This is a genomic window from Agrococcus baldri (assembly GCA_900114805.1).
In the GTDB taxonomy this organism is placed as follows: Bacteria; Actinomycetota; Actinomycetes; order Actinomycetales; family Microbacteriaceae; genus Agrococcus; species Agrococcus baldri.
In genome coordinates, this window is sequence record FOZN01000002.1 from 779756 (window position 1) to 804848 (window position 25093).

23 protein-coding genes are annotated in these 25093 nt (G+C 70.3%); 12 read left to right on the forward strand and 11 right to left on the reverse strand.

The genetic code is table 11. The annotated features are described in order from the left end of the window. Positions 1–9 precede the first annotated feature (9 nt). The 9 genes from BM288_RS08015 to BM288_RS08055 all read left to right on the forward strand — a co-directional run bounded on the left by BM288_RS08015 (position 10) and on the right by BM288_RS08055 (position 9169). Positions 10–996: an electron transfer flavoprotein subunit alpha/FixB family protein gene (locus BM288_RS08015; protein ID WP_092917853.1), complete on the forward strand. Its 987-nt coding sequence runs from the start codon at positions 10–12 to the stop codon at positions 994–996. 806 nt (positions 997–1802) lie between these two features. Next, on the forward strand, positions 1803–3005 hold the full coding sequence (locus tag BM288_RS14650; RefSeq protein ID WP_318255411.1) for a cytochrome b/b6 domain-containing protein: 1203 nt from the start codon (positions 1803–1805) through the stop codon (positions 3003–3005). A gap of 71 nt (positions 3006–3076) precedes the next feature. Next, entirely contained in the window at positions 3077–3871 is a 795-nt protein-coding gene (locus tag BM288_RS08025; RefSeq protein WP_404799689.1) for a sulfite exporter TauE/SafE family protein, read from the forward strand. 85 nt (positions 3872–3956) lie between these two features. Beyond that, positions 3957–4577, forward strand: a complete 621-nt coding sequence (locus tag BM288_RS08030) for a hypothetical protein (RefSeq protein ID WP_092917589.1) — start codon at positions 3957–3959, stop codon at positions 4575–4577. A gap of 176 nt (positions 4578–4753) precedes the next feature. Then, the gene (locus tag BM288_RS08035; RefSeq protein WP_092917591.1) at positions 4754–5713 is read left to right on the forward strand and encodes a transporter substrate-binding domain-containing protein; all 960 of its coding nucleotides are present in this window, start codon (positions 4754–4756) and stop codon (positions 5711–5713) included. A gap of 5 nt (positions 5714–5718) precedes the next feature. Next, positions 5719–6696: an amino acid ABC transporter permease gene (locus tag BM288_RS08040; RefSeq protein WP_092917593.1), complete on the forward strand. Its 978-nt coding sequence runs from the start codon at positions 5719–5721 to the stop codon at positions 6694–6696. Further along, a complete protein-coding gene (locus BM288_RS08045; protein ID WP_092917595.1) occupies positions 6693–7460 on the forward strand; it encodes an amino acid ABC transporter ATP-binding protein in 768 nt (255 codons plus the stop codon). The genes BM288_RS08040 and BM288_RS08045 overlap by 4 nt, the downstream gene beginning before the upstream one ends. 7 nt (positions 7461–7467) lie before the next feature. Then, positions 7468–8169, forward strand: a complete 702-nt coding sequence (locus BM288_RS08050; RefSeq protein WP_092917597.1) for a GntR family transcriptional regulator — start codon at positions 7468–7470, stop codon at positions 8167–8169. A gap of 40 nt (positions 8170–8209) precedes the next feature. Then, positions 8210–9169, forward strand: a complete 960-nt coding sequence (locus BM288_RS08055) for an arginase family protein (RefSeq protein WP_092917599.1) — start codon at positions 8210–8212, stop codon at positions 9167–9169. 193 nt (positions 9170–9362) lie between these two features. On the opposite strand, the gene BM288_RS08060 is transcribed toward BM288_RS08055, so the two are convergent. The 4 genes from BM288_RS08060 to BM288_RS08075 form a co-directional block, all read right to left on the reverse strand. Beyond that, positions 9363–10625, reverse strand: coding sequence for an MFS transporter (locus BM288_RS08060; protein WP_092917601.1), 1263 nt, complete (start codon positions 10623–10625; stop codon positions 9363–9365). Next, positions 10625–11044 (reverse strand): MarR family winged helix-turn-helix transcriptional regulator, encoded by a 420-nt coding sequence (locus BM288_RS08065; protein ID WP_092917603.1) that lies wholly within the window; start codon positions 11042–11044, stop codon positions 10625–10627. The genes BM288_RS08060 and BM288_RS08065 overlap by 1 nt, the downstream gene beginning before the upstream one ends. A gap of 73 nt (positions 11045–11117) precedes the next feature. Further along, positions 11118–11489: a hypothetical protein gene (locus tag BM288_RS08070; protein ID WP_092917605.1), complete on the reverse strand. Its 372-nt coding sequence runs from the start codon at positions 11487–11489 to the stop codon at positions 11118–11120. A gap of 109 nt (positions 11490–11598) precedes the next feature. Then, positions 11599–12978 carry a phosphotransferase gene (locus BM288_RS08075; protein WP_143103064.1) on the reverse strand — a complete coding sequence of 460 codons (1380 nt, stop codon included), beginning with the start codon at positions 12976–12978 and terminating at the stop codon, positions 11599–11601. Between the two features lie 95 nt (positions 12979–13073). Between BM288_RS08075 and BM288_RS08080 the strand changes: the two genes are divergently transcribed. Together BM288_RS08080 and BM288_RS08085 are read left to right on the forward strand one after the other, a co-directional pair. Beyond that, entirely contained in the window at positions 13074–14702 is a 1629-nt protein-coding gene (locus BM288_RS08080) for a sensor histidine kinase (RefSeq protein WP_143103065.1), read from the forward strand. Next, positions 14687–15349, forward strand: a complete 663-nt coding sequence (locus tag BM288_RS08085) for a response regulator transcription factor (RefSeq protein WP_092917612.1) — start codon at positions 14687–14689, stop codon at positions 15347–15349. The genes BM288_RS08080 and BM288_RS08085 overlap by 16 nt, the downstream gene beginning before the upstream one ends. A 12-nt stretch (positions 15350–15361) precedes the next feature. Here BM288_RS08085 and BM288_RS08090 read toward each other — a convergent pair whose 3' ends face one another. From BM288_RS08090 to BM288_RS08105, 4 genes are read right to left on the reverse strand one after another with little or no spacing between them, the layout of a single operon-like run. Then, positions 15362–16483: an aminoglycoside phosphotransferase family protein gene (locus BM288_RS08090; RefSeq protein WP_092917614.1), complete on the reverse strand. Its 1122-nt coding sequence runs from the start codon at positions 16481–16483 to the stop codon at positions 15362–15364. A 41-nt stretch (positions 16484–16524) separates the two neighbouring features. Continuing rightward, positions 16525–17025, reverse strand: a complete 501-nt coding sequence (locus BM288_RS08095; protein WP_318255412.1) for a MarR family winged helix-turn-helix transcriptional regulator — start codon at positions 17023–17025, stop codon at positions 16525–16527. Further along, the gene (locus BM288_RS08100) at positions 17022–17639 is read right to left on the reverse strand and encodes a CE1759 family FMN reductase (protein ID WP_092917616.1); all 618 of its coding nucleotides are present in this window, start codon (positions 17637–17639) and stop codon (positions 17022–17024) included. Before BM288_RS08100 ends, BM288_RS08095 begins: the two co-directional genes overlap by 4 nt. Further along, positions 17639–18823: an LLM class flavin-dependent oxidoreductase gene (locus BM288_RS08105; RefSeq protein WP_092917859.1), complete on the reverse strand. Its 1185-nt coding sequence runs from the start codon at positions 18821–18823 to the stop codon at positions 17639–17641. Before BM288_RS08105 ends, BM288_RS08100 begins: the two co-directional genes overlap by 1 nt. Positions 18824–19006: 183 nt before the next feature. Here BM288_RS08105 and BM288_RS08110 point away from each other — a divergent pair, with 183 nt between their 5' ends. Next, positions 19007–20317: an FAD-dependent oxidoreductase gene (locus BM288_RS08110; protein WP_318255413.1), complete on the forward strand. Its 1311-nt coding sequence runs from the start codon at positions 19007–19009 to the stop codon at positions 20315–20317. An 80-nt stretch (positions 20318–20397) separates the two neighbouring features. Here the strand turns inward: BM288_RS08110 and BM288_RS08115 are convergent, their stop codons facing one another. From BM288_RS08115 to BM288_RS08125, 3 genes are all read right to left on the reverse strand, one after another. Further along, positions 20398–21672, reverse strand: coding sequence for an MFS transporter (locus BM288_RS08115; protein ID WP_092917618.1), 1275 nt, complete (start codon positions 21670–21672; stop codon positions 20398–20400). An 80-nt stretch (positions 21673–21752) separates the two neighbouring features. Further along, on the reverse strand, positions 21753–23471 hold the full coding sequence (gene poxB, locus BM288_RS08120) for a ubiquinone-dependent pyruvate dehydrogenase (RefSeq protein ID WP_092917621.1): 1719 nt from the start codon (positions 23469–23471) through the stop codon (positions 21753–21755). Positions 23472–23602: 131 nt separating this feature from the next. Beyond that, entirely contained in the window at positions 23603–24910 is a 1308-nt protein-coding gene (locus BM288_RS08125) for a uracil-xanthine permease family protein (protein ID WP_092917623.1), read from the reverse strand. Positions 24911–25093: the final 183 nt, after the last annotated feature.

Here is a 25093-nt window from a genome sequence, read left to right on the forward strand (position 1 = left end):
AGCACTGAGATGACCAGCAACGAGCCCATCCTGACCCTGCTGCTCGCCGGGCCGGCCGTCGCCGACGAGGCGCCGGCGCTCGCCGACGGAGCCGCAGAAGCGCTCGGCGCCGCAGCGCGGCTCGGCACGCCCGTCGCGGTGGTGGTCGGCGCCGCCGACGCGCTGCCGCAGCTGGCCGAGGCCGCCGCGTCGCTCGGCGCCGCGCGCGTGCTGACCGCCGCGGTCGACCCCGCACAGCTCGGCGCTCCCGTGGCCGACGCCCTCGCCGCCGCCGTCGCGCAGGAGGCGCCGGCCGCGGTGCTGGTGTCGCACTCGATCGAGGGGTCGGATGCGGCGGGTCGCCTGGCCGCGCGCCTGCGCGCCCCGCTCGCGGTCGACGCCGTCGCGGTGGAGCGCGACGACGAGGGCATCGTCGCGAAGCACTCCGTGTACGGCGGCGGCTTCGAGGTGACCTCGGCGGCGACCTACGGTCCACTCATCGTGACGCTGCGGCTCGGCGCCATCGACCACCGGGCCGAGGCCGCCGCACCGCAGGTGTCCGCGCTGGAGGTCGGCGCCTCCGGCCGGCCCGCCGCGGCGGTGGAGGGCTTCGAGTCCGTGGTGCAGGCATCCGAGCGGCCCGATCTGCGCTCGGCGAAGAAGATCGTCTCGGGTGGTCGCGGGCTCGGCTCGAAGGAGCAGTTCGCGCTCGTCGAGCAGCTCGCCGACACCCTCGGTGCGGCGATCGGCGCCTCGCGCGCCGCAGTCGACGCGGGCTACGTCGATCAGTCGCTGCAGGTCGGCCAGACCGGCACCTCGGTCTCGCCCGACCTCTACATCGCGGTCGGCATCTCCGGCGCGATCCAGCACCGCGCGGGCATGCAGACGGCGAAGACGATCATCGCGATCGACAAGGACGCCAACGCGCCCATCTTCGAGATCGCCGACCTCGGCGTCGTCGGCGACCTGTTCACGATCGTGCCGCAGCTCGTGCAGGCGCTCGAGGCGCGGAAGTAGCAGCGATGACGATCGGTCAGCACCCGGGATCCGTGCGCCGCGGCCTGCCGCGCGCGCCCGGCGGCGAGCCCTGGCCGCCCGCCGATGCCGCAGTGCCTGCCGCCCCTGCGGAAGCTGCCCCGCCGGTCGAGCAGGCCGCGGCCGCGCCGCCGGTCGAGCCGCCACCGGCCGTCCTGCAGGCAGAGCAGGCCGCCGCCACCCCCGCGCCGACGGCCCCGCAGGCTGCGCCCGCGCCCGCGCCGGTCGCCACCCCCGCTGCAACCGGTATCGAATTGCCGTCTGAGGCACCCTCGGAGCGACCAACCGGTACCGGTGTGCCGAGTGCTGCTGCCGGAACCCTCCGCCGCGGCCTCCCGCGCACGGCCGGCGGCGAGCCCTGGCCGCCTGCCGACGCTGCTGCCCCCGCATCGAGCAGCGCCGGCGCTCCGCCTGCCGAGACGGCCCCCGCTCCCACCTCCGCCTCCACCTCCTCCGCCGCAGCGACCCCCGCCGCCAACGCGGGCGCCACCGCAGCCGCCGCGACCACCGCACCAGACGCGCCCGCAGCAGCAGCGGCAGCCGCGCCGCAGGTATACGGCGATTCGCTCACAGCGGCGGCCGATGGGAGCAAATCGCCCTATACCTCTGGTGAGGCGGGGGTAGAGGCGACAATCCCCGCAAGTGGGATCCGCCGCGGACTGCCGCGAGTCGCCGGCGGCGAGCCCTGGCCGACGACCGCACCCGCTGCCGCGCGCGCTGAGATGGCGCAACCGGCGCGACCGGCGGGCGAGAGCGCGCCCGATGCGACGCCTCGCGCGGAGGCGCCGGTGGCCGCTCCCGTCGATGTGGCGCACACCGTGCGGCCCGAGGCCGCAGCCGCGCCCGCTGCGCCATCTGGCCCCACGGCGGAGCCCGCGGCTGCCGCCGAGCCTGCGGCGGCCTCGACGCCCACGCCAGCGCCTGCCGCTGCGCCCGCGCCTGCCCCCGAGCCTGCCGCTGCGCCCGCGCCTGCCCCCGAGCCTGCCGCTGCGCCCGCGCCTGCCCCCGAGCCTGCGGCTGCCAAGGCCTCGCCAGCCAAGCCCGCGCCCGCAGCCAAGCCAGCAGCGGCCGCCAAGCCCGCGGCGGCGCAGCCCGTCCCGCTCCCGACCACGCCCAGGCAGTGGATCGGTGCCGGCGTGCTCGTCGCGCTCGCGATCGTCGGCCTCGCCACGATCGTCGTCGCCATCGCCCGCTGGATCGCCGGCCTCGAGCCGGTCGCCGCGTTCATCGCGCAGTACCCCGGCACGTACGACCTCCCCGAGGGCGCCCCCGTGGGCCTGCCGGTCTGGCTCAACTGGTCGCACTTCTTCAACCTGTTCTTCATCGCGCTGATCATCCGCAGCGGGCTCCAGGTGCGGAGCGAGCGCAAGCCACCCGCGTACTTCACCTCGAAGCGCACCGGCCACAAGGCATCCATCACCGTCTGGCTGCACACGAGCGTCGACATCCTCTGGGTGCTGAACGGGCTGATCTTCGTCATCCTGCTGTTCGCGACCGGCCAGTGGATGCGCATCGTGCCGACCAGCTTCGAGGTCTTCCCGCACGCGATCTCCGCCGCGCTGCAGTACGCGACGCTCGACTGGCCGCTCGAGAACGGCTGGGTCAACTACAACGCTCTGCAGCAGCTCGCCTACTTCGCCACCGTCTTCCTCGCGGCGCCGCTCGCGATCATCACGGGTGTGCGGATGAGCGGCTGGTGGCCCGAGAACGAGCGGCTGAACCGCGCCTACCCGGTCGCGTGGGCGCGCGCGATCCACTTCCCGACGATGCTCTACTTCGTCGCCTTCATCGCCGTGCACGTGCTGCTGGTGCTCACCACCGGAGCGCTCCGCAACCTCAACCACATGTTCGCCGCGAAGTCCGACGACGACTGGATCGGCTTCCTGCTCTTCGTCGGCGCCATGCTCATCACTGCGGCGGCCGTCGTCGCCGCCCGACCCACCCTGCTCTCGCCCATCGCGAGCCGCTTCGGCACCGTCACCGCGCGGTAGCCGCAGCGGCGATGCACGTGCCGCGTGCTGTGGTGTCGAGCGGATGCGCTGCGGCACGGCAGGATGGACGGGTGACTGGCGAGATGGAGACCGAGCACCGCAGGCCGATCTTCGCGCTCATCGCGATCGGGCTGCTCTCGGGCTTCCTGTCTGGCATGTTCGGCATCGGCGGCGGCATCGTGATCGTGCCGCTGCTGGTGATGCTGGCGAAGTTCCCGCGCAAGCTCGCCGCCGGCACCTCGCTCGGAGCGATCGTGCCGGCCGCCCTCGTCGGCGTCGCGAGCTACGCAGCGGTCGGCAACGTCGACTGGCTCGTCGCGCTCATCCTGGTGGTCGGCTCGGTCACGGGCGCGCAGGTCGGCGCGCACCTGCTGCACAAGCTGCCGGTGCTCGCGATCCGATGGGCGTTCATCGCCTTCCTGGTGGTCGTGGCCGTCAGCCTCTTCCTGGTGGTGCCCTCGCGCGATGCCCAGCTGCAGCTCGACGTGCTGCCGATCATCGGCCTCGTCGCGCTGGGCTTCGCGACCGGTGTGCTCTCGGGCATCCTCGGCGTCGGCGGCGGCGTCATCATCGTGCCGATGCTCATCCTGCTGTTCGGGCAGAGCGACCTGGTCGCCAAGGGCACCTCGCTCGCGATGATGATCCCCACCGCGATCTCCGGCACCATCGGCAACCTGCGGCGCAAGAACGTCGACATCCTCGCCTCGCTCGTCGTCGGCCTCTCGGCCTGCGTGACCACCGCGCTCGGCGCGGCCGCGGCCATCGCGCTCGACCCGCGCACCGCATCCATCATCTTCGGCGCCTTCCTGCTGGTGCTGATCGTGCGTCTGGTGTTCGAGGCGATCAAGCAGGGGCACCGGGAATGATGAGCGCAGGCAACCGTGCGCGCTGGCGATCGTCAGCGCAGGCAACCGTGTGCACCGACAGCCGTGAGCGCAGGGGAGCGAGGGCATGACCCGGCACATCGTCGCGCTGGTGATCGGCGCGATCTTCACCGTGATCGGCAGCACCGTGCTGGCGGTCTTCCTGCGCCTGCTCACCGGCGGCGGCCTGGGGGAGATGAGCCCGATGGTGCTCATCCCCGCGGTGTTCGCGCTGATCGGCATCGTGCTGGTCGTGACGGCGATCCGGGGTGTGCTGCGGCACCGGGAGCGGCGGGCGATGCCGCTCGCGATCGTGCGCGCCGAGCCTCCGGCCGCCCGTTCGGGCCGGTGGGACCTCGACGACGTCGCCAGCGGCATCGCCCGGCGGCTGATCGACAGTCCGTGCGCGGTGCACCACGCGGGCGAGCGCGTCGAGATCCGCTGGGCGGGCGAGGTGGCGCAGGAGCGCTGCGAGCTGCGCGACGCCGGCGACGGGACGCTCTCGCACTCGGACGTGATCGAGTCGGCGCTCGAGGTGCTGCGGCTGCACAAGGGCGTGACGTTCCGCGCCGGACCCTCGCGCAGCCGTGCGACGCGGCGGAGCCTCGTGCAGGGCGCGGGCGGTGCGTTCGACACCGTCGACCGGCGAGCGGTGCACGCCGCCATCGACGACACGCTCGCGATCGCCGGCTGGCGCCGCGAGGGCTAGCGGTTCGAGCGGCACAAGGCGTTGTGCAGGGGGACACCTCCTACAGGCGTCCGCTACTCGGAAACTCGTCACGCGAGCGAACCCGCGAGTTCAACCTGAAGAATTGCTTGACATCTGGGTCCCGCTGCTCGTACGGTGTGATTTGTGGTCACAGATCACGAAGCAAAGGAGATTCAATGACGAACACCTTTCGCCCCGCGAACGGTCGCCGCCGTAGAGCGCGCGTTGCCGCGCTTACACTCAGCTTGCCGCTCGCTGGAGTGCTACTTGCGGGATGCGCTTCGACAGGCGTTGCAGGAGAGCCCGGGAGTAACGCCGGGGCAGGCGCCTCTGGTATCCGTCCGGACGTCCAGGCGCTACTCACCGAGGAGCTGCGTGGCGCGCTGGAGGACCAATTGCCCGAGGGGTATGCAAACGGTGAGCCGATGCAGGTGGCTACCGACGCCACGATTGGCATCCCGATCGCGACCTTCGATGAGAACAACGAGCACATCGAAGGCTTGGCGGTTGACATGGCCCAAGCGGTGAGTTGGGTGCTGGGAAGGGACGCAAGCATCTCTCACGCGGTATGGGACACCCTGATCCCTGGTCTGGAGGCAGGCCGATTTGACTACGTGACCACCGTCATGCTCGACACGGAAGTCCGCCAGGAGCAAGTGGACTTCGTCGACTACCTTGCTGACGGTTCGAGCATCCTCGTCCAGACTGAGAGTGACTTCAATGACTTGACCGTTGGCACCATGTGTGGCCTGTCCGTTGGGGTGATGCGCGGATCATATGAGGAGTTCTTGCTCACCGAGCAGAACCCCGCCTGCGATGAGCCGATCGACATCCAGGTTTACGCCGGAATCAACGAGGGCATGCTGGCCGTCCAGAGCGAGCGTGTCGACGCCATGATGGGTGCTGCGAGCCAACTCACCTACGTGGAGACCATGTCCAACGGGGCGCTGCGCTCAGCGGGGGATGTAGTCGAGCCGGGCATCGACGGCATCGCCATCGCTAAGGACAGTCCGCTGGTGCCAGCCATCCAAGCTGCCGTACAAGAGCTCATGGACACCGGTGTCTATATGGAAATCCTCGCGCTCTACGGTATGGAGCAGAACGCCATCGACGCTGCAACGATCAACCTCGGATAGGCGCCATGTCTGTGCAAGCCGAGTCGCCAAGCCGGCAGGAACTCGAGACCGCTAGCGTAGTGCCGCTTCGGCACCCATGGCGGTGGGTGTCGGCTGCGATCATCACATTGCTGGTCGTCATGATCGCGTACACGCTGGTCGCCAACGAGCGGTTCGAATGGCCGACAGTCGCCAGGTACCTCTTCTCGAGGCCGATCATTGACGGCCTGCTCCTGACGATCCAGCTGACGGTGATCGCTACCGTGGCTTCGCTAATCCTGGGCACGATGCTCGCGCTGATGCGCACTTCAGCCAACCCGATACTGCGATTGTCAGCAGCCGCGTACATCTGGATATTCCGTTCGGTCCCGCTGCTGGTGCAGTTGATCCTGTTTTACAACATCTCCGCCTTGTTCCCGACGATTAACATTGGACTGCCATTTGGCATCGGGCCGCAGTTTGCGTTCGGTGAGGTGAATGCGATCATCACCCCGATGGTCGCGGCAATCCTGGCCTTCAGCCTGAATGAGAGCGCCTACACGGCTGAGACGGTCCGTGGCGGTTTGCTCTCCGTGGACAAAGGGCAGATCGAGGCCGGCCGAGCCATGGGCTTCAGCGAAGGCAAGATCGTATGGCTGGTCGTATTGCCGCAGGCCCTCCGAGTATTCATTCCTCCCTTCGGCAACCAGGTCGTAAACCTGCTGAAGATGACTTCGCTCGTCAGCGTCATCGCCCTCGCGGATCTCCTCTACTCTGCGCAGATCATCTACTCGAGGACGTTCGAGACGATTCCGCTGCTCATCGTCGCCTCGATCTGGTACCTCATCCTCGTCTCGGCCATGTCCTACGGGCAGAGCCTGCTCGAAGCGCGATTCGCGCAGCGAGGTAACCGCGTTGGTAAGGCGACGAAGCGAAGCGGGCCGACAACTGACACTTCGCGATTCTTTGCGCTGAAGACCGGAGCAGTTCAAGTGCAAGCCACTAGCGAAAAGGATGAACGATGACCGCACCGCTCGTCGAGATCATGGGCGTCCGCAAGTCGTACGGTGACCTCGACGTGCTCAAGGGAATCGACTTGGAGGTCCAGGAGGGCCAAGTCGTATGCCTGATCGGGCCGTCGGGAGGAGGCAAGAGCACCCTCCTACGATGTGTCAATCACCTTGAGCGTGTCGATCAGGGCGCCATCAAGGTGGCCGGCGAGGTCGTCGGCTACCGGTGGCAAAACAACAGCCTCCACGAGATGCGATCGTCGCAGGTATGTAAGCAGCGCGCCAAGATCGGCATGGTTTTCCAGCAGTTCAATTTGTTCGCGCACAAGACCGTATTGCAGAACGTCACAATGGGGCCGATCAAGTTGCTCGGGTTAAGCAAGGATGAGGCCATCGAGCGCGCCCGGACGCTACTTGATCATGTCGGCCTGCTCGACAAGCAGAGCGCGTACCCGAGTCAGCTCTCCGGCGGGCAGTCCCAACGGGTAGCGATCGCGCGCGCTCTGGCTATGGAGCCGAGACTGATGCTGTTCGATGAGCCGACATCGGCGCTTGACCCCGAGCTCGTCGGTGACGTGCTCTCCGTCATGCGCGATCTCGTCTCGCAAGGGATGACCATGCTCGTTGTGACGCACGAAATGGGCTTCGCGCGAGACGCTGCCGACAGTGTCGCGTTCATGGCTGGTGGTGAGATCGTCGAGCACGGCACACCCGAGCAGGTGCTCGGTAACCCTCAGCGCGAGCGAACCCGATCGTTCCTATCTCGAGTTTCGGCATAGTCGCGTCATGTCTACTGAACCACAGGGCATCGCCTACAACACCATCGAGCAAGCGACGATCGACCTGACCCCAGTTGACGATCAGGTCTACCGCTTGCTGCGAAGCGAGATCATCCAAGGATTGATCCCACAGGACACAGTCCTCCGGCTCCGGGAACTCGCGTCTCGGTTCAATGTCAGCACCACACCCGTGCGAGAGGCGCTGGAACGGTTGAAGACGGATGGGCTTTGCGTGCAGGAGCCGCATCGGGGAACGCGCGTGGTCAGCTTGTCTGGCGCCGACTTCGCCGACATTTATGCCGTTCGCATCGGGCTGGAAGGCTATGCCGTGCGTCTGGGCCTCGCGCGGATGGGACCGGCAGACGTCGCGAAGATTCGGGAGGTCTGGCAGGGGACGCTTGCACTCTGGGACGACGGCGGAGAGCCGACTCTCGACGAGTACCTGCCTTACATGAATCGCATCACAATGACGTGCATTGAATTCGCTGGCGCTCCCAAGTTGCAAGCGCTCGTCCTGGACTATCGCAGGTTTGCCGAACGCTACCTCCGAGTCGCGTTGACTGATCTCGAATTTCTCCGCGACGATGCGCTGCTGCAGGAAGAGATCGTCATCGCATGCGAGGCGAGAGACCCCGAACGAGCGGAGCTCGCGACGAGAAACTTGCTCGTCAAGACCATGGAGGATCTCCGTGGGCGTCTGCTCGATTAACTGCCAAGAATTTCAGTGACCAACAGAGAAGGAGAACCAAGTGCAACTGCTGCTTGACCAGACCACACCCGACAAGACGTTCTTGAACGCACCGCTCGTCCAGGACGTCGCTGAGCTCTCGACCCCGTACGCGTACATCGGGATCCCCTACGGCCCTCCGTATCACGTCACGGACATGACGCTGTGCGCCGGTGGCGCTGACGAAGTCCGGCTGGAGTCGCACCGGCGCCACTACGCCCTGAACTGGGCGCACTACGACTTCGACTTCGACGACGCGCTGTTCCCCGACGGGGTCCCCACCGTTTCGGACTGTGGGCAGGTCGAGAACGACTTCCGAAACCCAGATGCAATCTGGGATGCGGGAATCGAAAAGATCGAGGCCATCGTCAACAATGGCGCCGTTCCGCTCGTGGTCGGCGGCTTCGACTCGATTCCCCCGATAGTCGCGAATGCTCTCAAGGGCGAGAAGATCAACATCCTGCACATCGACTCGCACCTCGACTTCCGCCATGAGCGTTACGGCGTCACGCAGGGATACTCGAGCCCGATCCGGCGGATTCGGGAGCTCCCCTGGATCGGCGACATCGTGCAGGTAGGCCTCCGCGGCGCGGGAAGCGCTCGTCCGCAGGAGGTTCAGGACGCGCGCGACTCCGGCAATGAGCTGTACACAGCATGGCAGGTGCACGACATGGGAGCGCAAGCGATCCTTGAGACGCTCGATCGTCCCGGTCGGTGGTTGATCACGATCGACTGTGACGGCCTCGACACCTCGATTGCTCCGGCCATCGGGGCGCGTGAGCCCGGTGGGCTCACGATGCACGAGGCGCGCACACTCGTCGCGGGTCTGGCAAAGCTCAACAAGGTCGCCGCGCTTGTGTTCACGGAGTATCAGCCCGGGCTGGACATCCAAGGCATCACCGCGCACACGATCGTGCGACTGATGATGAACGTCATCGGCAATCAGCGTCAGCCGGCGCCCGAGATTCCCTTTACGGGGTAGTCGCGGGTCGTCGCCACTGACCAAGGCAGGGCGCCGCAATCCAGTCGGTTGCGGCGCCCTGGCATCTGTTTCACGGTGGATACTAGTCCGCTTTCGCGCGCACCGCGCGGCTCGGCGGGCCTGCTTGAGACAACCCCTCCGAAGCCGCTCGCTCGGCGCGTTGCTAGGCTGCCGTGGCGGATCGGTCAGCGCGCTACTTGACGATGTTCGTCGACTCCGTCTGCGGCGGCAGCGTGAGCGTGCCGGTGCGGCTCATGCGGTCGTCGCGGCGCACCCGCACCCAGTAGATCGCTCCGACGATGAACGCGACGAGGCACGCGATCGAGGCGACCATGATGCCCCAACGGGGACCGAAGGCATCCGCCACCCACCCGACGATCGGTGCGCCGATGGGGGTGCCGCCCATGAAGACCGCGCCGTAGAGCGCCATCACGCGGCCGCGCACCTCGGGCGCCGAGGTGAGCTGCACCATCGAGTTCGCGTTCGTCATGAACAGCTGCGCCGTGAAGCCGGCGAGCGCGAGGCCCGCGCCGAACAGCCAGATGTTGGGCACCCAGGCCGCGAAGGTGCAGGCGATGGTGAACATGGCGATGCCGCCGACCAGGAAGGTCCAGCGCGGGCGCGAGGATCGGGCCGACATCAGCGCGCCGGTGACCGAGCCGATCGCCATCGCGCTCGAGAGCAACCCGAACACGTCGGCATCGGCGTTGAACTCGGTGGCCGTCATGGTGGAGATGTAGATGGGGAAGTTCAGGCCGAAGGTGCCGAGGATGAACGCCATCAGGAAGATGATCAGCAGGTCGTGGCGCTTCCGCACGTACTTGAAGCCCTGCACGATGTCGCCCAGGCCCTTCGCGCCGCGCGGGCTCGGCTGCAGCTCGGCGGCGCGGATGCGCACGAGTGCGACGAGCATGGCGATGAAGGTGACCGCGTTGATGAGGAAGACAGGCCCGGGGGAGACGAGCGCGATCAGCACGCCGGCGACCGCCGGGCCGATCAACCGGGCGCCGTGGAACGAGGCGGAGTTGAGCGCGACGGCGTTGGCGATGTCGTCCTGACCGACGAGCTCGGACACGAATGCCTGCCGGGCGGGCATGTCGAACGCCTGCACGACGCCGAACATGAGCGAGAAGACCTGCACGTGCCACAGCTCGACGATGCCGACGGTGACCGTCACGCCCAGCACGAGCGCGAGCACGCCCATCGCCGATTGCGTGACGAGCAGCACCTTGCGCCGGTCGTACTTGTCGGCGATGAAGCCCGAGATCGGCACGAGCAGCAGCTGCGGGGCGAACTGCAGGGCCATGTTGACGCCGACGGCGGTGGCGTCGTTGTCTGTCAGCACCGTCAGCACCGTCCATGCCAGGGCGGTCGACTGCATCCAGGCGCCGACGTTGGAGATCAGGGCGCCGGTGAACCAGGTGCGGTAGTTGAAGCGCTTCAGGCTGCGGAACATCACCGCTCTGCGAGTCTTTCCAGAATGGGCACGGCGCGCTCGATGATCTCGCGCTCCTCGGGCGAGAGCCGGTCGAGGGCCTCGGAGAGCGCCCGGTTGCGACGCTTGCGCAGGCCGTCGATCATCTCGTCGCCCTTGTCGCTGATGCGCAGCACCATCATGCGGCCGTCGGTGGGGTGCGCGTCGCGCTCGATGTAGCCGAGCGACTCGAGGTGCTGCAGCGTCTTCACCATGCTGGGCGGCTTCACGCCCTCGCAGGCGGCGATGCGCGCGAGCGTGGGCTCCTCGAGCTGCTGGATCGCGCCCAGCGCCGACATGTGGTGGATCGAGAGGTCCTCATCGCCCTGCTCGCGGCGCATCCTGCGGCCCAGGCGCACGAGTGCCACGCGGAGGGAGGCGGCGAGTGCGATGGACGGCATGTCGTTAGTCTATCTCACGATCTGACAGCTCGTGGCTACTGACCGCTTCCTCCGCAGAGCGCGGCGCCGAGCGTCAGCCGTTCGAGACCGGGGACGGGGCGGAGGCGGAGCCCACCGGCGCGACGGGCACCGGCTGCGGCGCGGGCGCGACGTCGGCCTCCGGGGCAGACGAGGGCGTCGGCGGCGCGGTCGCGCTCGGGGTGGCGGTGGGCGACGGGGCGAGGATCTCGCTGCCCGGCTTCTGCGCGTCGAGCCCGAAGGCACCGCCGGGTCCGTTCGCGGTGCCCGCGTCATCGGCCGTGCCGTTGATCTGCGCCCCGGCGATCTCCGCGCCGGAGGCGTCGCGCACTTCCAGCGCGCTGGCGATGCTCATCGCGCCGAGCGAGATGACGCCGACGCTGAGCACGCCGGCCGTGCCGACGAGGATCCACTGGTTGCGCTTCATGCTCCCCAGCATGGCCGAGCCGGGTGAGGCGCGCAGGAAGGCCGGATGAGAGCTCTCTCATCTTCGCCTGCGGTCGGCCCCAGCGGCCGATCGGGCGGCGCGGGCGGGCTCAGTCGCAGTGCACCCCTTCGAGCAGCTCCACCGCGATCGCCAGTTCGGCGGTCGCCATCTCGAGGTCGCCGCGCTCGATCGGCGCGAGCGCGTGCGCGAGCACGTGCACGGCCGTGCGGTGCGCCACGCGCACCCTGCCCGGCCGGTCGGCCGCCAGCCAGCGCCCGACTGCCGCATCGAGCAGCCGCCGGAACCCCGCCGAGCGTTCCTCGTCGGCGCGCGCCAGCACCAGCGAGGCCACCAGGTGCCCGATGAAGGCCGCTTCGTCGTCGGCCGGGTCGCCCAGCCCGCAGGTGTCGATGTCGATCACGCCGGAGATCACGCTCGCGTCGTCCTCCGCCACGAACAGCTGCCCCACGTGCAGGTCGCCGTGCACGGTGCGGCGCACGTCCGGGTCGACGACGAGGGCGGATGCATCCGTCGACTCGATCATGTCGGTGACGGCGCGGAGCGGGCCGGTGAGGGCCGCGATTCCTGACGGTGCCCGACGCCCGGGACGGGCGTCGCCGCCGGCGTCGCGGGAGCGGTCCGCAATGACCGCTCCCTCCAGCTCCAGCGCGCGATCGACCGCGGCGGCGCTGCGGGTGAGGTACCAGTCGCTGCGGTCGGCGAGCGAGGCGCGGGCGTCGCGGCCGGTGTCGACGCCGCCCATGTGCTCACGCAGCGACTCGATCGAGTCGAGCAGCCGCTCGGGGTCGAACTCGTGCAGCCGCGAGGTGAGGGCGACGCCCGCGGCGGTCTCGGTGAGCACGATGCCGAGCTCCGACCAGCCGGTGATGAGCGGCACCGGCACACCGCCGGCGCGCAGCGATTCCTGCAGCTGCACGATCGAGGCGGAGGCGTCGGGGCGCACGATCTTGAGGTACGTCTCCCGCTCGCCCGCACGCATCCGGAACATCGCCCGCTTGCCGGGACGGTAGACGAGCAGCTCGGGTCTGCGGTCGATGCTGATGCCGAGCCGGCCCATCAGGGTCGCGGCGGCGTCGGGGAAGCTCGCGGGCGCGAGCGCCGGCAGCCGCGGGTCGGCCGGGTGCAGCCAGATGCGCGCCTCGGGCCGCTCAGGGTCGCCGAGCACGAAGCCGGTCTCGCTCTCGACCTGCTTGCGGGAGGTGTCGACATACCAGTAGCGGACCGGCGCGTCCTGCTGCGTGCGCGGCGCCTCCTCGAAGCCGGTCAGCGCGCCGGAGCCGAAGGGCTCGCGGCTCAGCACTCGCAGCTCGCCCACCAGGTCGTCGCCGAGCGCGTCGCGCAGCATCTGCTCCTCGGCGCTGCGACTGCCGGCGCTGCGGCTGCCGGCGCTGCCGCTCTCGGTGCCGTCGCTCTCCGTGCCGCCGCCGGTGCCGGGGCTGCCGGCCGCGGCCATCCTCAGGTCTTCCACGAGTCGATCTCATCAGATGCGCCTGCGCTCCGCCTGCAGATGAAGGTTCTCTCACTTTCGGGCGTCGCGGCGGCGTGCAGGGTTGAATGGGTGGCATGCCCGATGCCGTCATCCCGCGCCTGCGCACCTGGACCGTGCGCTCGCGGATCGTGGCGCTGCTGACGGTGCTGACCCTGCTGTCGGTCTTCGCCGCGGGCACGGTCGCCTACTTCGTCGAGCGCTCGCGCGTGATGGAGCAGATCGACATCAACCTGGAGTCGGCGCTCGAGTCAGGCAGCTTCACGGTCTCGAGCGCGACGGCGCCGTGGGCATCGGTGGAGCTGGCGCTGGCCGCTGTCGTGCAGCGGGTGGCGCCGGATGACAACACCGGCACGCTCGGCATCCTCGACGGCCGCGCCGCGCTCGTGCCCGGCGTGCCCGCCGACGTGCAGCTCGAGAAGCTGCCCGGCTTCGTGGACCGCATCGTGGCCGAGACCGCTGGGCATGTGACGGTGATGGGCACCTACGTCAGCGAGGACGGGCGTGCCGTGCGCTACGTCGCGGCACCCGTCTCGCTGGGCGAGGTCGACGAGAGCCAGCCGCCGCAGGCGGTGTTCGTCACCGGCTACGCCGTGCAGCAGGAGCTGGCCGAGATCAACGAGGCCGCGCAGGTGTTCACCATCACGGCGCTCGTCGCCACGGTCGCGACCTTCCTGATCGCGCTGTGGGTCTCCGGCCGGCTGCTGCGGCCGATCCGGCGGATGCGCGAGGTCGCCGAGCGCTCCTCCGCCGCGAACCTCGACGAGCGGGTCCCCACCGGCGATGGGCGCGACGACGTGTCGCAGCTGGCCGTCACCGTCAACCGCATGCTCGACCGGCTGGGCGGGGCGCTCGACAGCCAGCGCGAGCTGCTGCGCGACGTCGGGCACGAGCTGAAGACCCCGATCACGATCGTGCGCGGCCACCTCGAGCTCGTCGACAGCACCGACCCCGCCGACGTCGACGAGACGCGCGAGCTCGCCATCGACGAGCTCGACCGGATGGCGCGGCTGGTCGACGACCTGCGCGCGGCGGCTCGGCTGCGCGACCCGGGGGCCTTCTCCATCCGGCCCACCGACCTCGCCGTGCTCACCGAGCACATCGCCAGCAAGGCGCGCGCCATCGCGGGCGCCGACATCGCCGAGGAGGTCTCGAGCCCGCCGGTGACCGCCGCGCTCGACCCCGACCGCATCACGCAGGCCATGCTGCAGCTGGTCGCCAACGCCCTGCGGCACGCGCAGGGCCCGATCACCATCGGCGCGCGGGCGCGCGGCCGCGACGTCGAGCTGTTCGTGCGCGACCGCGGGCCCGGCGTGCCGGACGAGCTGAAGGCCGTGATCTTCGAGCGCTTCCGCCGCGGCGTCGCCGAGGGCCGCGGCGACGGCGGCTCCGGGCTGGGCCTGTCGATCGTGCAGCTCATCGCCGAGACGCACGGCGGCCGCGCGTGGGTGACGGATGCCTGGGTCAAGCAGGCGGGCGAGGCGCAGCCGAGCCGCGGCTCCGAGTTCATCGTCTCGCTGCCGGGAGCGGTCGCCATCGAGGAGCCTCAGGGACCGGACACCGGCGTGGGCGAGACTGGCCCCACGGGCGCTGCGACGCATCCGCCGGGCCTGCTGGCCCCGCAGGCAGCAGCACCCGCGGGCGACGACCCCGCCGGCAACGACCCCGCCCGAAACGACGAGGAGCAGTCATGGCATCGATCCTGATCGCCGAGGACGAGGCGCGCATCGCCTCGTTCGTCGAGAAGGGGCTGAAGTCCTCTGGCTACTCGACCCGGGTGGCGACCACCGGGCCGGAGGCGCTCGACCTGGCGCTCACCGACGAGTTCGACCTGCTCGTGCTCGACATCGGGCTGCCCGGCATCGACGGCTTCGAGGTGCTCTCGCAGCTGCGCGGCTCCGGCTCGGCGATGCCGGTGATCATCCTCACCGCGCGCGCCGGCGGCGCCGACACTGTGGCGGGGCTCGAGGGCGGCGCCGACGACTACATGGCGAAGCCCTTCCGCTTTGACGAGCTGCTCGCCCGCGTGCGGCTGCGCATGACGGCGCACGCGGCGAGCCCGACCACGGCGCCGGAGCTCGGGCACCAGGGGCTCGAGCTCGACATCCGCACCCGCCGCGCGACGGTCGACGGCCGCGCGGTCGACCTCTCGGGGCGCGAGTTCGCGCTCGCCGAGGAGCTCGTGCGGCACGCCGGGCAGGTGCTCTCGCGCGAGCAGCTGCTCTCGCGCGTGTGGGGCTACGACTTCGACCCGGGTTCGAACGTCGTCGACGTCTACATCCGCTACCTGCGCAACAAGCTCGGCGCCGAGCGCATCGAGACGGTGCGGGGGATGGGCTACCGGCTGGTGTGAGCCGGCCGCGGCTCAGCGCGAGCGGCGGATGCCCTGCAGGTCGAGTGCCTCATCGAGCAGCAGGTTCGCCGCATCGCCGCTGCGGTCGCCGGCGCGGATGGCGTGGCCGACCAGGTGCAGCGACGTGAGCGCCGTCGTGTGCGGCTCCAGCATCCATCGGTCGGCGGCGGTCTCGGCGAGTGTGTGGAGCAGCCGGGCGTCGCTCGCGCGCCCGGCGACCTCGTTGCGCACGGCGCTCGCGGTCGCGTGCCCGATGAACGCGGCGGTGTCGTCGCAGGGGTCGCCGAGCCCGGTGGTGTCGACGTCGATGACGGATGCGACCGCGCCCTCCGCGAAGAAGAGCTGGCCGATGTGCAGGTCACCGTGGATGACGCGGGGAGCGCCCTCGCGGCGGATGTTCGGCTGCACCGCCGCGGCCAGCGCGCGCACCTCGCGCTCGCGCTCGGGCAGCAGCGCGGCCAGCCGGTCGATGTGCCACTCGATCCGGGAACCCACCGACGCCCGGGCGATGCGCCGCGTGCGCACACCGGCCAGTCGCTCGCGCAGGTCGTCGACGGCGTCGAGCAGGTCGGATGCGCTGGAGGAGGCCGCGGCGACGGGGCCGCGCGTGCCGGGTGCGTCGCGCACCACGAGCACGCCGGAGGGCGCCCAGTGCACGACCTTCGGCGCGGGGACGCCGGCGTCGCGGCACGCCTGGTGGATGCGCGCGAGATCCTCGGCCTCGCCGGGCCGCACGACCTTCACGAACATGTGCCGCCCGTGCTGCGTGAGCCGCACCACAGCCCGTCGGCCGGGGCGATAGGAGAGCACGCGCGCGTCGATGGGGCCGGGCGTGCTGCCGCCAGCCAGCGCGATGCGCAGCAGTCGCTCGGGGTCGAGGGCGGTGCGCAGCGCCGGCAGGCGCGGATCGAACGGATGCTTCCAGATGCGCGCGACGGGCTTGCCGTCGCGGTCGCGGATGACGAAGCCGGTCTCCCTGGCGACCGTCTGGCGCGAGGTGTCGACGAACCAGTCGCCCTGCTCGGGACCCTCGTCGACAGCGAAGCGCACGATCCGGCCCTCGCCGAAGGGCTCGCCGGCGATCAGGCGGCCGGGTGCCCCGATGGCCTGCTCCAGGAACCCCGCTTCCAGCATGCCCCCATCGTTCCAGGGATCGGCTGGGACTCGCCCGCAGGTCAGTCGGAAGCGGGCGTGTCGGCCTCGGTGGTGTCGATGCCGGTGGTGTCCGCGCAGCGCTCCAGCAGCCGTGCGCGCAGCGGGCCGAAGACGCGGTCGAGCACGGCGATCGCCTCCGGGTCGAGGTCGCCCAGGAAGAGCTCGTCGACGTGGCGGGCGTGCACCGGGCGCGTCTTGCGCAGTCGCACGCGACCCGCATCGGTGAGCACCGCATCCGTGCCCCGACGGTCGGCCTCGCTGGGCTCACGTGCGACCAGCCCCTCGCGCTCGAGCGCGGTGACGCGGTACGTCAGCCGGCCCGGCGCGAACGCGAGCGCGCGCGCCAGGTCGCCCATGCGCATCCGGTCGCCGTCCGCCTCCGACAGCACCAGCAGCACGTTGAAGTCGCCCAGGTCGAGGTCGGACGAGGCCTTCATGCGGCGCTCGAGCTCGTTCATGAGCAGCTGCGAGCCCTCGATGTAGCCGCGCCAGGCGCGCAGGGCGACCGCGCGGGGGCTCACGCGTGCCCCAGCATCTGCTCGAAGGAGACGAAGGCGTCGCCCTCGGTGTCGAAGGGGTCGGCCTCGCGGCGGCGCGGCATGGCGACCATCAGGTCGGCGAGCTCCTGCCCCTCGCGGGCGATGCGGCGGTCGAGGCCGGAGGCGCTGCCCCAGTCCTCGGCCGCGGCGAACACGCCCGTCGGCGCCACCTGCGCCTTGAGGTAGGCGAACATCGGCCGCATGGCGGTGTCCATCACCATCGAGTGGCGGGCCGTGCCGCCGGTGGCGCCCAGCGCCGTCGGGATCGAGGCGAGCTGCCCCTCCTCGACACAATCGAAGAACGACTTGAACAGCCCCGAGTAGCTCATGTTGAACGTCGGCGTGACGGCGATGATCGCCTCCGCGTCGATGACCTCCTTGATGGCGGCCGCGAGCGCATCGGTGGGGTTGTGGGTGAGCATGTGGCTCGCGATGTCCTGCGCGAGCGGTCGGAGGGTCACATCGACCACATCGGCGTGCTGGCCGTGCGCGGTGAGCGCCGTGAGCGTGGCGTCGCGCAGCCGGTCGGCGAGCAGCTTGGTGCTCGACGGCTCGCCGAGACCGGCGGAGACGACGACGATGCGGGGGTTGGTCATCACTCGCCTGCCTGCCGGGCGATGGCGGCGCCAGTGTCGAGTGCCGCGTCGAGGTCGGTGCGGGCGCCCTCCTGCCAGGCGTTGCCCTGCTCGCCCATCTGGGTGCCCGCCTCACGGGCCGCGGCGACGCGCGCGGCGTGCGTGGGCGCATCCGGAACCCCGTCGGCGCGCACACGGTCGAACTCGCGGCGCAGCACCGGCACGACCTCGGTGCCGAGGATCTCGATCTGCTCGAGCACCTCCTCGAGCGGCAGACCGGCGTGGTCGACGAGGAACAGCTGCCGCTGGTAGTCGCCGGCGTAGTCGCGGAAGGACAGCGTGCGCTCGATGACCTGCTCGGGCGTGCCGACGGTGAGCGGCGTCATCTCGGTGAAGTCCTCGAGGCTCGGGCCGTGGCCGTAGACGGGCGCGACGTCGAAGAATGGACGGAAGCGCTCCTTGGCCTCGCGCTCGGTCGACTTCATGAAGACCTGGCCGCCGAGGCCGACGATCGCCTGCTCGGGCTCGCCGTGGCCGTAGTGCGCGAAGCGCGAGCGGTACAGCCGCACCATGCGCTCGGTGTGCTCCTTGTTCCAGAAGATGTTGTTGTGGAAGAAGCCGTCGCCGTAGTACGCGGCCTGCTCGGCGATCTGCGGCGAGCGGATCGAGCCGTGCCAGACGAACGGCGCGACGCCGTCGAGCGGCGCGGGGGTCGAGGTGAAGCCCGTCAGCGGCGTGCGGTGCTTGCCCTGCCAGTTGACGACCGGCTCGTGCCACAGCTTGTGCAGCAGCGCGTAGTTCTCGATCGCGAGCTCGATGCCGTCGCGGATGTCCTTGCCGAACCACGGGTAGACGGGGCCGGTGTTGCCGCGCCCGAGCGTGAGGTCGGCGCGGCCGTCGCTCAGGTGCTGCAGCATCGCGAAGTCCTCGGCGATCTTCACCGGGTCGTTGGTGGTGATGAGCGTCGTCGCGGTCGAGAGGATGAGCCGCTCGGTCTGCGCCGCGATGTAGCCGAGGGTGGTCGTCGGGCTCGACGAGAAGAACGGCGGGTTGTGGTGCTCGCCGGTGGCGAAGACATCGAGGCCGACCTCCTCGGCCTTCTTGGCCATCGCGATCCAGCCCTTGATGCGCTCGTGCTCGCTGGGGGTCTTGCCGGTCGTCGGGTCCTGGGTGATGTCGCTCACCGAGAAGATGCCGAACTGCATGCTGCTCATGGGTGGTCCTTCCGTCGCGGAGGCAAGTCTTTCAAAGTTGAACAATATGTGCAACGGGTGATGTGGGCACCCTATTCCCGGCGTCCACAACGTGCCAGGTGATGCTTCGGCGCATGGCGTGCAGCGAGTGCGCACCTGGCACGTTGAGATGGGGGGGGCGCGTAGCGTTCGGGTATGACGACGGATGCGGTGCGCGGCTTCGACGCAGACGTCGCGGTGGTCGGGCTGGGCGCGATCGGCTCGAGCGCGGCCTGGCGCCTTGCCGCCCGCGGACTCGACGTCATCGGCATCGACCAGCACGAGCCCGGCCACGTCTGGGGCGGCTCGCGCGGGCGCACGCGACTCTTCCGCGTCGCGTGCCTCGAGCATCCCGGACTGGTGCCGATCGCTCGCCGGGCGAGGGAGCTGTGGCGCGAGCTCGAGGCCGCCGCCGGGCAGGAGCTGCTGCTGGAGACCGGCGGCATCATGATCGGCCAGCCGGGCTCCCGCATCATCGACGGCACGCTCGCGGCCGCCCGCGTGCACGCGCTGCCGGTCGAGCGGCTCGACGCCGACGAGCTGGCCCGCCGGCTGCCGGGCCATGCGCGCCTCGACCCGGGCGATGTGGGGCTGTGGGATCCGGAGGCCGGCGTGCTGCGCCCCGAGGCCGCCATCGTCGCGGCGGTCGATGCCGCCCGGGCGGCGGGCGCGCGCATCCGCACCGGGGAGCGCGTGCTCGCGATCGAGCCCGACGCCGACGGCGTGACCGTCCGTCTCGCGGGCGGCGAGCCGAGCAATGCGGCCAGCGAGACGGCAGCGGCTGGCGGCACCGCGAGTCGTGAGCTGCGGGTGCGCCGCGTGGTGCTGGCAGCCGGCCCCTGGCTGCCGCAGCTCGTGCCCGCCCTGCCGATCACGCCGCACCGGGTGGTGATGACGTGGTTCGGGGCTCGCGAGGGCCACGAGGCCTCGGCCGATCGGCTGCACGTGTTCATCCGCAGCGTGCCGGGCCTGCCGCCGGGCGAGGAGCACTGGATCTGGGGCCACGGCGCGCTCGCCGGCGACCTCGCGAAGGTCGGGCCCGAGTTCGACGGACCCTTCGAGGCCGACGACCCGGATGCGATCGACCGCGACATCCACGCCGGCGAGACCGACGGCATCCAGGCGCTCGTCGCGGCCGCCCTGCCCGACCTCGACCCCGAGCCGGCAGAGGCGACCACCTGCATCATGGCCCACACGCCCGACGGCCAGTTCGTGCTCGGCCGCCCGGGTGCATCCAGCGGCCTGCGCGCATCCGGCGACCGTGGCGCACCCGGCGACCGTGGCGCATCCGGCGACCGGGACGCATCCGGCGACCGGGACGCGTCCGACCGCGTCGTCGTCGCCGGCGGCTGCTCCGGCCACTCGTTCAAGCACGCCTCAGCGCTCGGCGAGCTCGCGGCGCAGCTGACCGTCGGCGAGGCGCCCTTCACCGACATCGGCTTCCTCGACCCGGCCCGCTTCGCCTGAGCAGTCCCGATCTCAACGTGTCAGGTGCTCGTTCGACGCAGGGAGTGCGGCGTGTGCGCACCTGACACGTTGAGATTGGCTCAGACGCTGGTCGCCGGGTCGATCGAGGGGCCCTCGAGCGTGGCGGTCGCGGTGTCGGCCGGGGCGTGCTGCGCGCGGCTGAGCAGCACGAAGGGGATCGCCGCTGCCGAGATGATGCCGCTGAGCACGAGCGAGAAGCCGTAGCCGCCGATGTCGGCAGAGCGGCCCAGGATCGGCTGCGCGATGGCGCTGCCGCCCGAGCCCATCAGCGAGTCGAACGAGAGCACCGTCGCGCGCTGCTTCGAGGGGATCATGTCGTTCAGGTAGGCGCGGTGCACCGGGTCGTCGATCGACGTCATCACGCCCCAGACGGCGACCAGCGCGATCGCCACCCAGAAGTTCTGGGCCAGGCCGATGCCCAGCAGCACCACGACGCTCGTCACCGCCGAGAGTAGCAGCGTCGAGGTGCGCTTGCGGAACCAGCGCCGCACGACCGGCGCCAGGAAGCCGCCCGCCATGGCCGAGCCCGACAGCAGCGCAGCGGCGAGGCCGGCGATCGAGTACGCCTCGGGGTCGCCCCAGAGCTCCAGCAGGTACGGCTGCAGCGCGTAGAAGGCGTAGAAGCCGACGCCCGCCGTGAACGGGCTCGCGAGCATCAGCCAGCGCACCGGCGGGTTGCCGAGCCCGTACTTGAGCGAGGCGCGCAGCACCGTGCGGGTGGCCTTGATCGGCCCCTCGCTGCGGTCGGGCGTGAAGCCGAGGTCGCGCATCAGCAGGCCGGCGATCACCACCATCAGCACGAGCACCCCGGCCCGCATCAGGAACGGCACCCCCAGGTCGGTCAGCTGCGCCACCACGCCGCCGAGCACCGAGCCGACGAGCATTGCGCCGCCCGAGACCGCGACCGAGCGGCCGAAGATCTTCTCGAGCGACCCCTCGTAGCCGGTCGCCTGCAGCGCGTCGACGAGCCACGCATCCACCGCCCCGGTGAAGAAGGTGAAGCCCAGCCCCAGCAGCATCGACGCGAGCGCCCAGCCCCAGAAAGGCGCCTCCCACAGCCACATCAGCCAGTACAGGCCGGTGGTGACCGCGAGCGTCGCCGAGCCCAGCACGTATGACCAGCGCCGCCCCATCGTGTCGGCGACGACGCCCGTCGGGATCTCGAAGATCAGCACACCGATCGTGTAGAACGCGTTGGCGGTGAACGCCTCGAGGTTCGTCAGCCCGGCATCGAGCAGGAACAGCGTGTTGATGCCCCAGATGAAGGAGGCCGCGAGCGTGTTGCCGAGCACCAGCACGTAGTAGGTGCCCTGCACGCGGCTGGCGGTCGGCATGTGCCCACAGTGGCACGCGGATGCCCGTGGCGACAGAGGCCGCACGGCCGGGTCCGCGCGCCCCGGCCGCGCGGGCCGGCTCAGAAGAGCTGGCGCCAGTTGGTCCGGGCCAGATCGAGCAGCTCGTCGCCGCGGCCTGACAGTACCGTGCGGATGGCGTAGAGCGCGAAGCCCTTCGCCTGCTCGAAGGCGATCGACGGCGGGATGGTCAGCTCCTGCGAGTCGCACACCACGTCGACGAGCACCGGTCCGTCGTGCGCGAAGGCCTCGGTGAGCGCCGCGTCGACGCCCGCGGAGTCCTCCACCCTGATGCCCTTGATGCCCATCGCCTCCGCGACGCCGGCGAGGCTCGGGTTCTCGAGCTCGGTCGCGAAGGGCACGAGCCCCGCCGCCTTCATCTCCAGGTCGACGAAGTTCAGCGAGGAGTTGTTGAACACCACGATCTTCGCCGGCAGCCGGTTCTGCGTCAGCGCCAGCAGGTCGCCCAGCAGCATCGTCACGCCGCCGTCGCCCGAGAGCGTGACGGTCTGCCTGGTGCGATCCTGCGCCAGCACGCCGATCGCCTGTGGCACCGCGTTCGCCATCGATCCGTGGTTGAACGAGCCGAGCATCCGTCGTCTGCCGTTCATGGTGAGGTACCGGGATGCGTAGACCACGGGCGAGCCGACGTCCGGGATGAAGACGGCGTCGTCCGCGGCCAGCTCGCTGATGCGCCGGGCGAGGTGCTGCGGGTGCACCGGCTGCCCCTTGCGCGCCGGCGACGCCAGGTCGTCGAGCTTCTCGCGGGTCTTCGCGTAGTGCTTCTGCGCGTCCTTCAGGTGCCGGTCGTCCTTCTGCTCCAGGTGCGGCAGCAGCGCCTGCAGCGTCTCGCCCACACCGCCGACCAGGGCGACGTCGACCGGATGCCGCCTGCCGATCTGCGCGCCGCGGATGTCGACCTGCACGTACTGCGCGTCGGGGTAGAACTGCGGGTAGGGGAAGTCCGTGCCCAGCAGCAGCACCGCATCCGCGTCGCTCATCGCCCGGAAGCCGCTCGCGAAGCCCAGCAGCCCCGTCATGCCGACGTCGTACGGGTTGTCGTGCTCGAGGTGCTCCTTGCCGCGCATCGCGTGCACGATGGGCGCGCCGAGCCGTTCGGCGACCGCCAGCACCTCGGCGTGCGCGCCCGCGGTCCCCGCACCGCCGAGGATCGTCACCGTGCGCGCGTGGTTCAGCACGTCGGCGGCCTCGAGCAGGTGCATCGGCAGCGGCACCGTGGTCGAGTGCGAGCGGCGGATGATGCGGCGCCGGTCGTCGGCGATCTCGGCCATCGCCACATCGCCCGGGATCACCAGCACCGCGACCCCGCGCTGCTCGATCGCGGCCCGCATCGCGATCTCGAGCAGCCGCGGCATCTGCTTCGGGTCGGCGACGTACTCGACGTAGACGGAGCACTCGCGGAAGAGCTCCTGCGGGTGCGTCTCCTGGAAGTAGTTCGTGCCGATCTCGACGGTCGGGATGTGCGCGGCGATCGCCAGCACCGGCACACGGCTGCGGTTGGCGTCGTAGAGGCCGTTGATCAGGTGCAGGTTGCCGGGCCCGCAGCTGCCGGCGCACACCGCGAGCTCGCCGGTCATCTCGGCCTCGGCGCCGGCGGCGAAGGCGGCGGTCTCCTCGTGCCGCACGTGCACCCACTCCATGCGGTCCTCGACGCGGATCGCCTCCGTGAAGGCGTTCAGCGAGTCGCCGGGCAGCCCGTACACGCGCTGCACGCCGTTGGCCACGAGCGTCTGGACGATGTTCTCGGCAACCGTTCCCATGCCGCCACCATGGCACGCGCACCTGATGCGCGACAGGCCCTTCAGTTGAGGTTCTGCGTCCGAGTTGCGGCTGCGGAGGACGCAGAACCTCAACCGACGCTGTGCAGGGCCGGCTGGCGGATGCGGTGGGCTCAGTTCGCCGGATCGGTTGCGGGGGGCGCGTGATCCGCCCGCACCTCGCGGTCGCCCCCGCGCAGCCGCTCGAGCCCCGCCATCAGGTGGTAGATCACGAGCGTCGCGACCGTGCCGAGCACGATGCCCTCGAACAGCAGCGTGCCGGCCGACAGCGTGAAGTTCGCGATCGCCACGATCAGGCCGACGCCGGCGGCGAACTGGTTGCGCGGCTTCGAGAAGTCGACCTGGTTCTCGATCCAGATGCGCACGCCGATGATGCCGATGAGCCCGTAGAGCGCGGTGGTGACGCCGCCGAGCACGCCGGCGGGCACGGCGAAGATGATCGCGCCGATCTTCGGGCTCAGGCCCAGCAGGATCGCCGTGAACGCGGCCACCCAGTAGGCGGCGGTCGAGAAGACGCGCGTGGCGCTCATCACGCCGATGTTCTCGCCGTAGGTGGTGGTGGCCGAGCCGCCGAAGAGGCCTGCGACCGTGGTGGCGATGCCGTCAGAGAAGAGCGTGCGGCCGGCGAGCGGGTCGAGGTCGCGGTGCAGCAGCGTGCCGACGCCCTTCACGTGACCGAGGTTCTCGGCGATGAGCGGCAGCACGACGGGCACGAACATCAGCAGCGCCGGCAGCAGCGCCGGGTCGAGCGCGGGCATCGTGAACTCGGGCAGGCCGATCCATGCGGCGTCGGCGACCGGCTGCCAGTCGATCGTGCCCGTCGCAGCGGCGACCGCGTAGCCGACGACGACGCCGACGAGGATGGCGAGGCGGCCGATGAGTCCGCGGAAGAGGACGGCGGTGAGGATGACGGCGCCGAGCGTGATGACCGACAGCAGCGGGTCCTTCGCGAAGTTGTCGCGTGCCGCAGGTGCCAGGTTGAAGCCGATGAGCGCCACGATCGTGCCGGAGACGACCGGCGGCATGACGGCGCCCAGCCAGCGGGTGCCCGAGAAGTGCACGATGACGCCGACGATCGCCAGCAGCAGGCCGACCAGCACGATGCCCGCGAGTGCGAAGCCGTGCCCGCCCATCGCGGTCGCGGCGCCGACCGGCGCGATGAACGCGAAGGACGAGCCGAGATAGCTGGGCAGCTGGTTCTTGGTGATCAGCAGGAACAGCATCGTGCCGATCCCTGAGAACAGCAGCGTCGTCGAGGGCGGGAAGCCGGTGATGATGGGCACCAGGAAGGTGGCGCCGAACATGGCGACCACGTGCTGCATGCCGAGGCCGATCGTGCGCCCCCAGCTGAGGCGCTCCTCGGGGTAGACGATGTCGGTCGCGGACAGGGTCGCGTCGTCGCGCGTGCGCCAGGTGAACATGGGGCCTCTCGATGCGGTGCGGGGGCGGGGCGGCAGGCCGCCGCGCGAGGTGCGCCGAGGTGCTGTCCGGCGGCGGCAGCGGCAGGCCGTCCTTCGGAGCGTAGCCGTGCGCGGCCCGCCTGTGGTTCCATCGCAGGCGATGGATGAGCGCTCGAGACTCCTTGCCGCTTACGACGAGCAGCT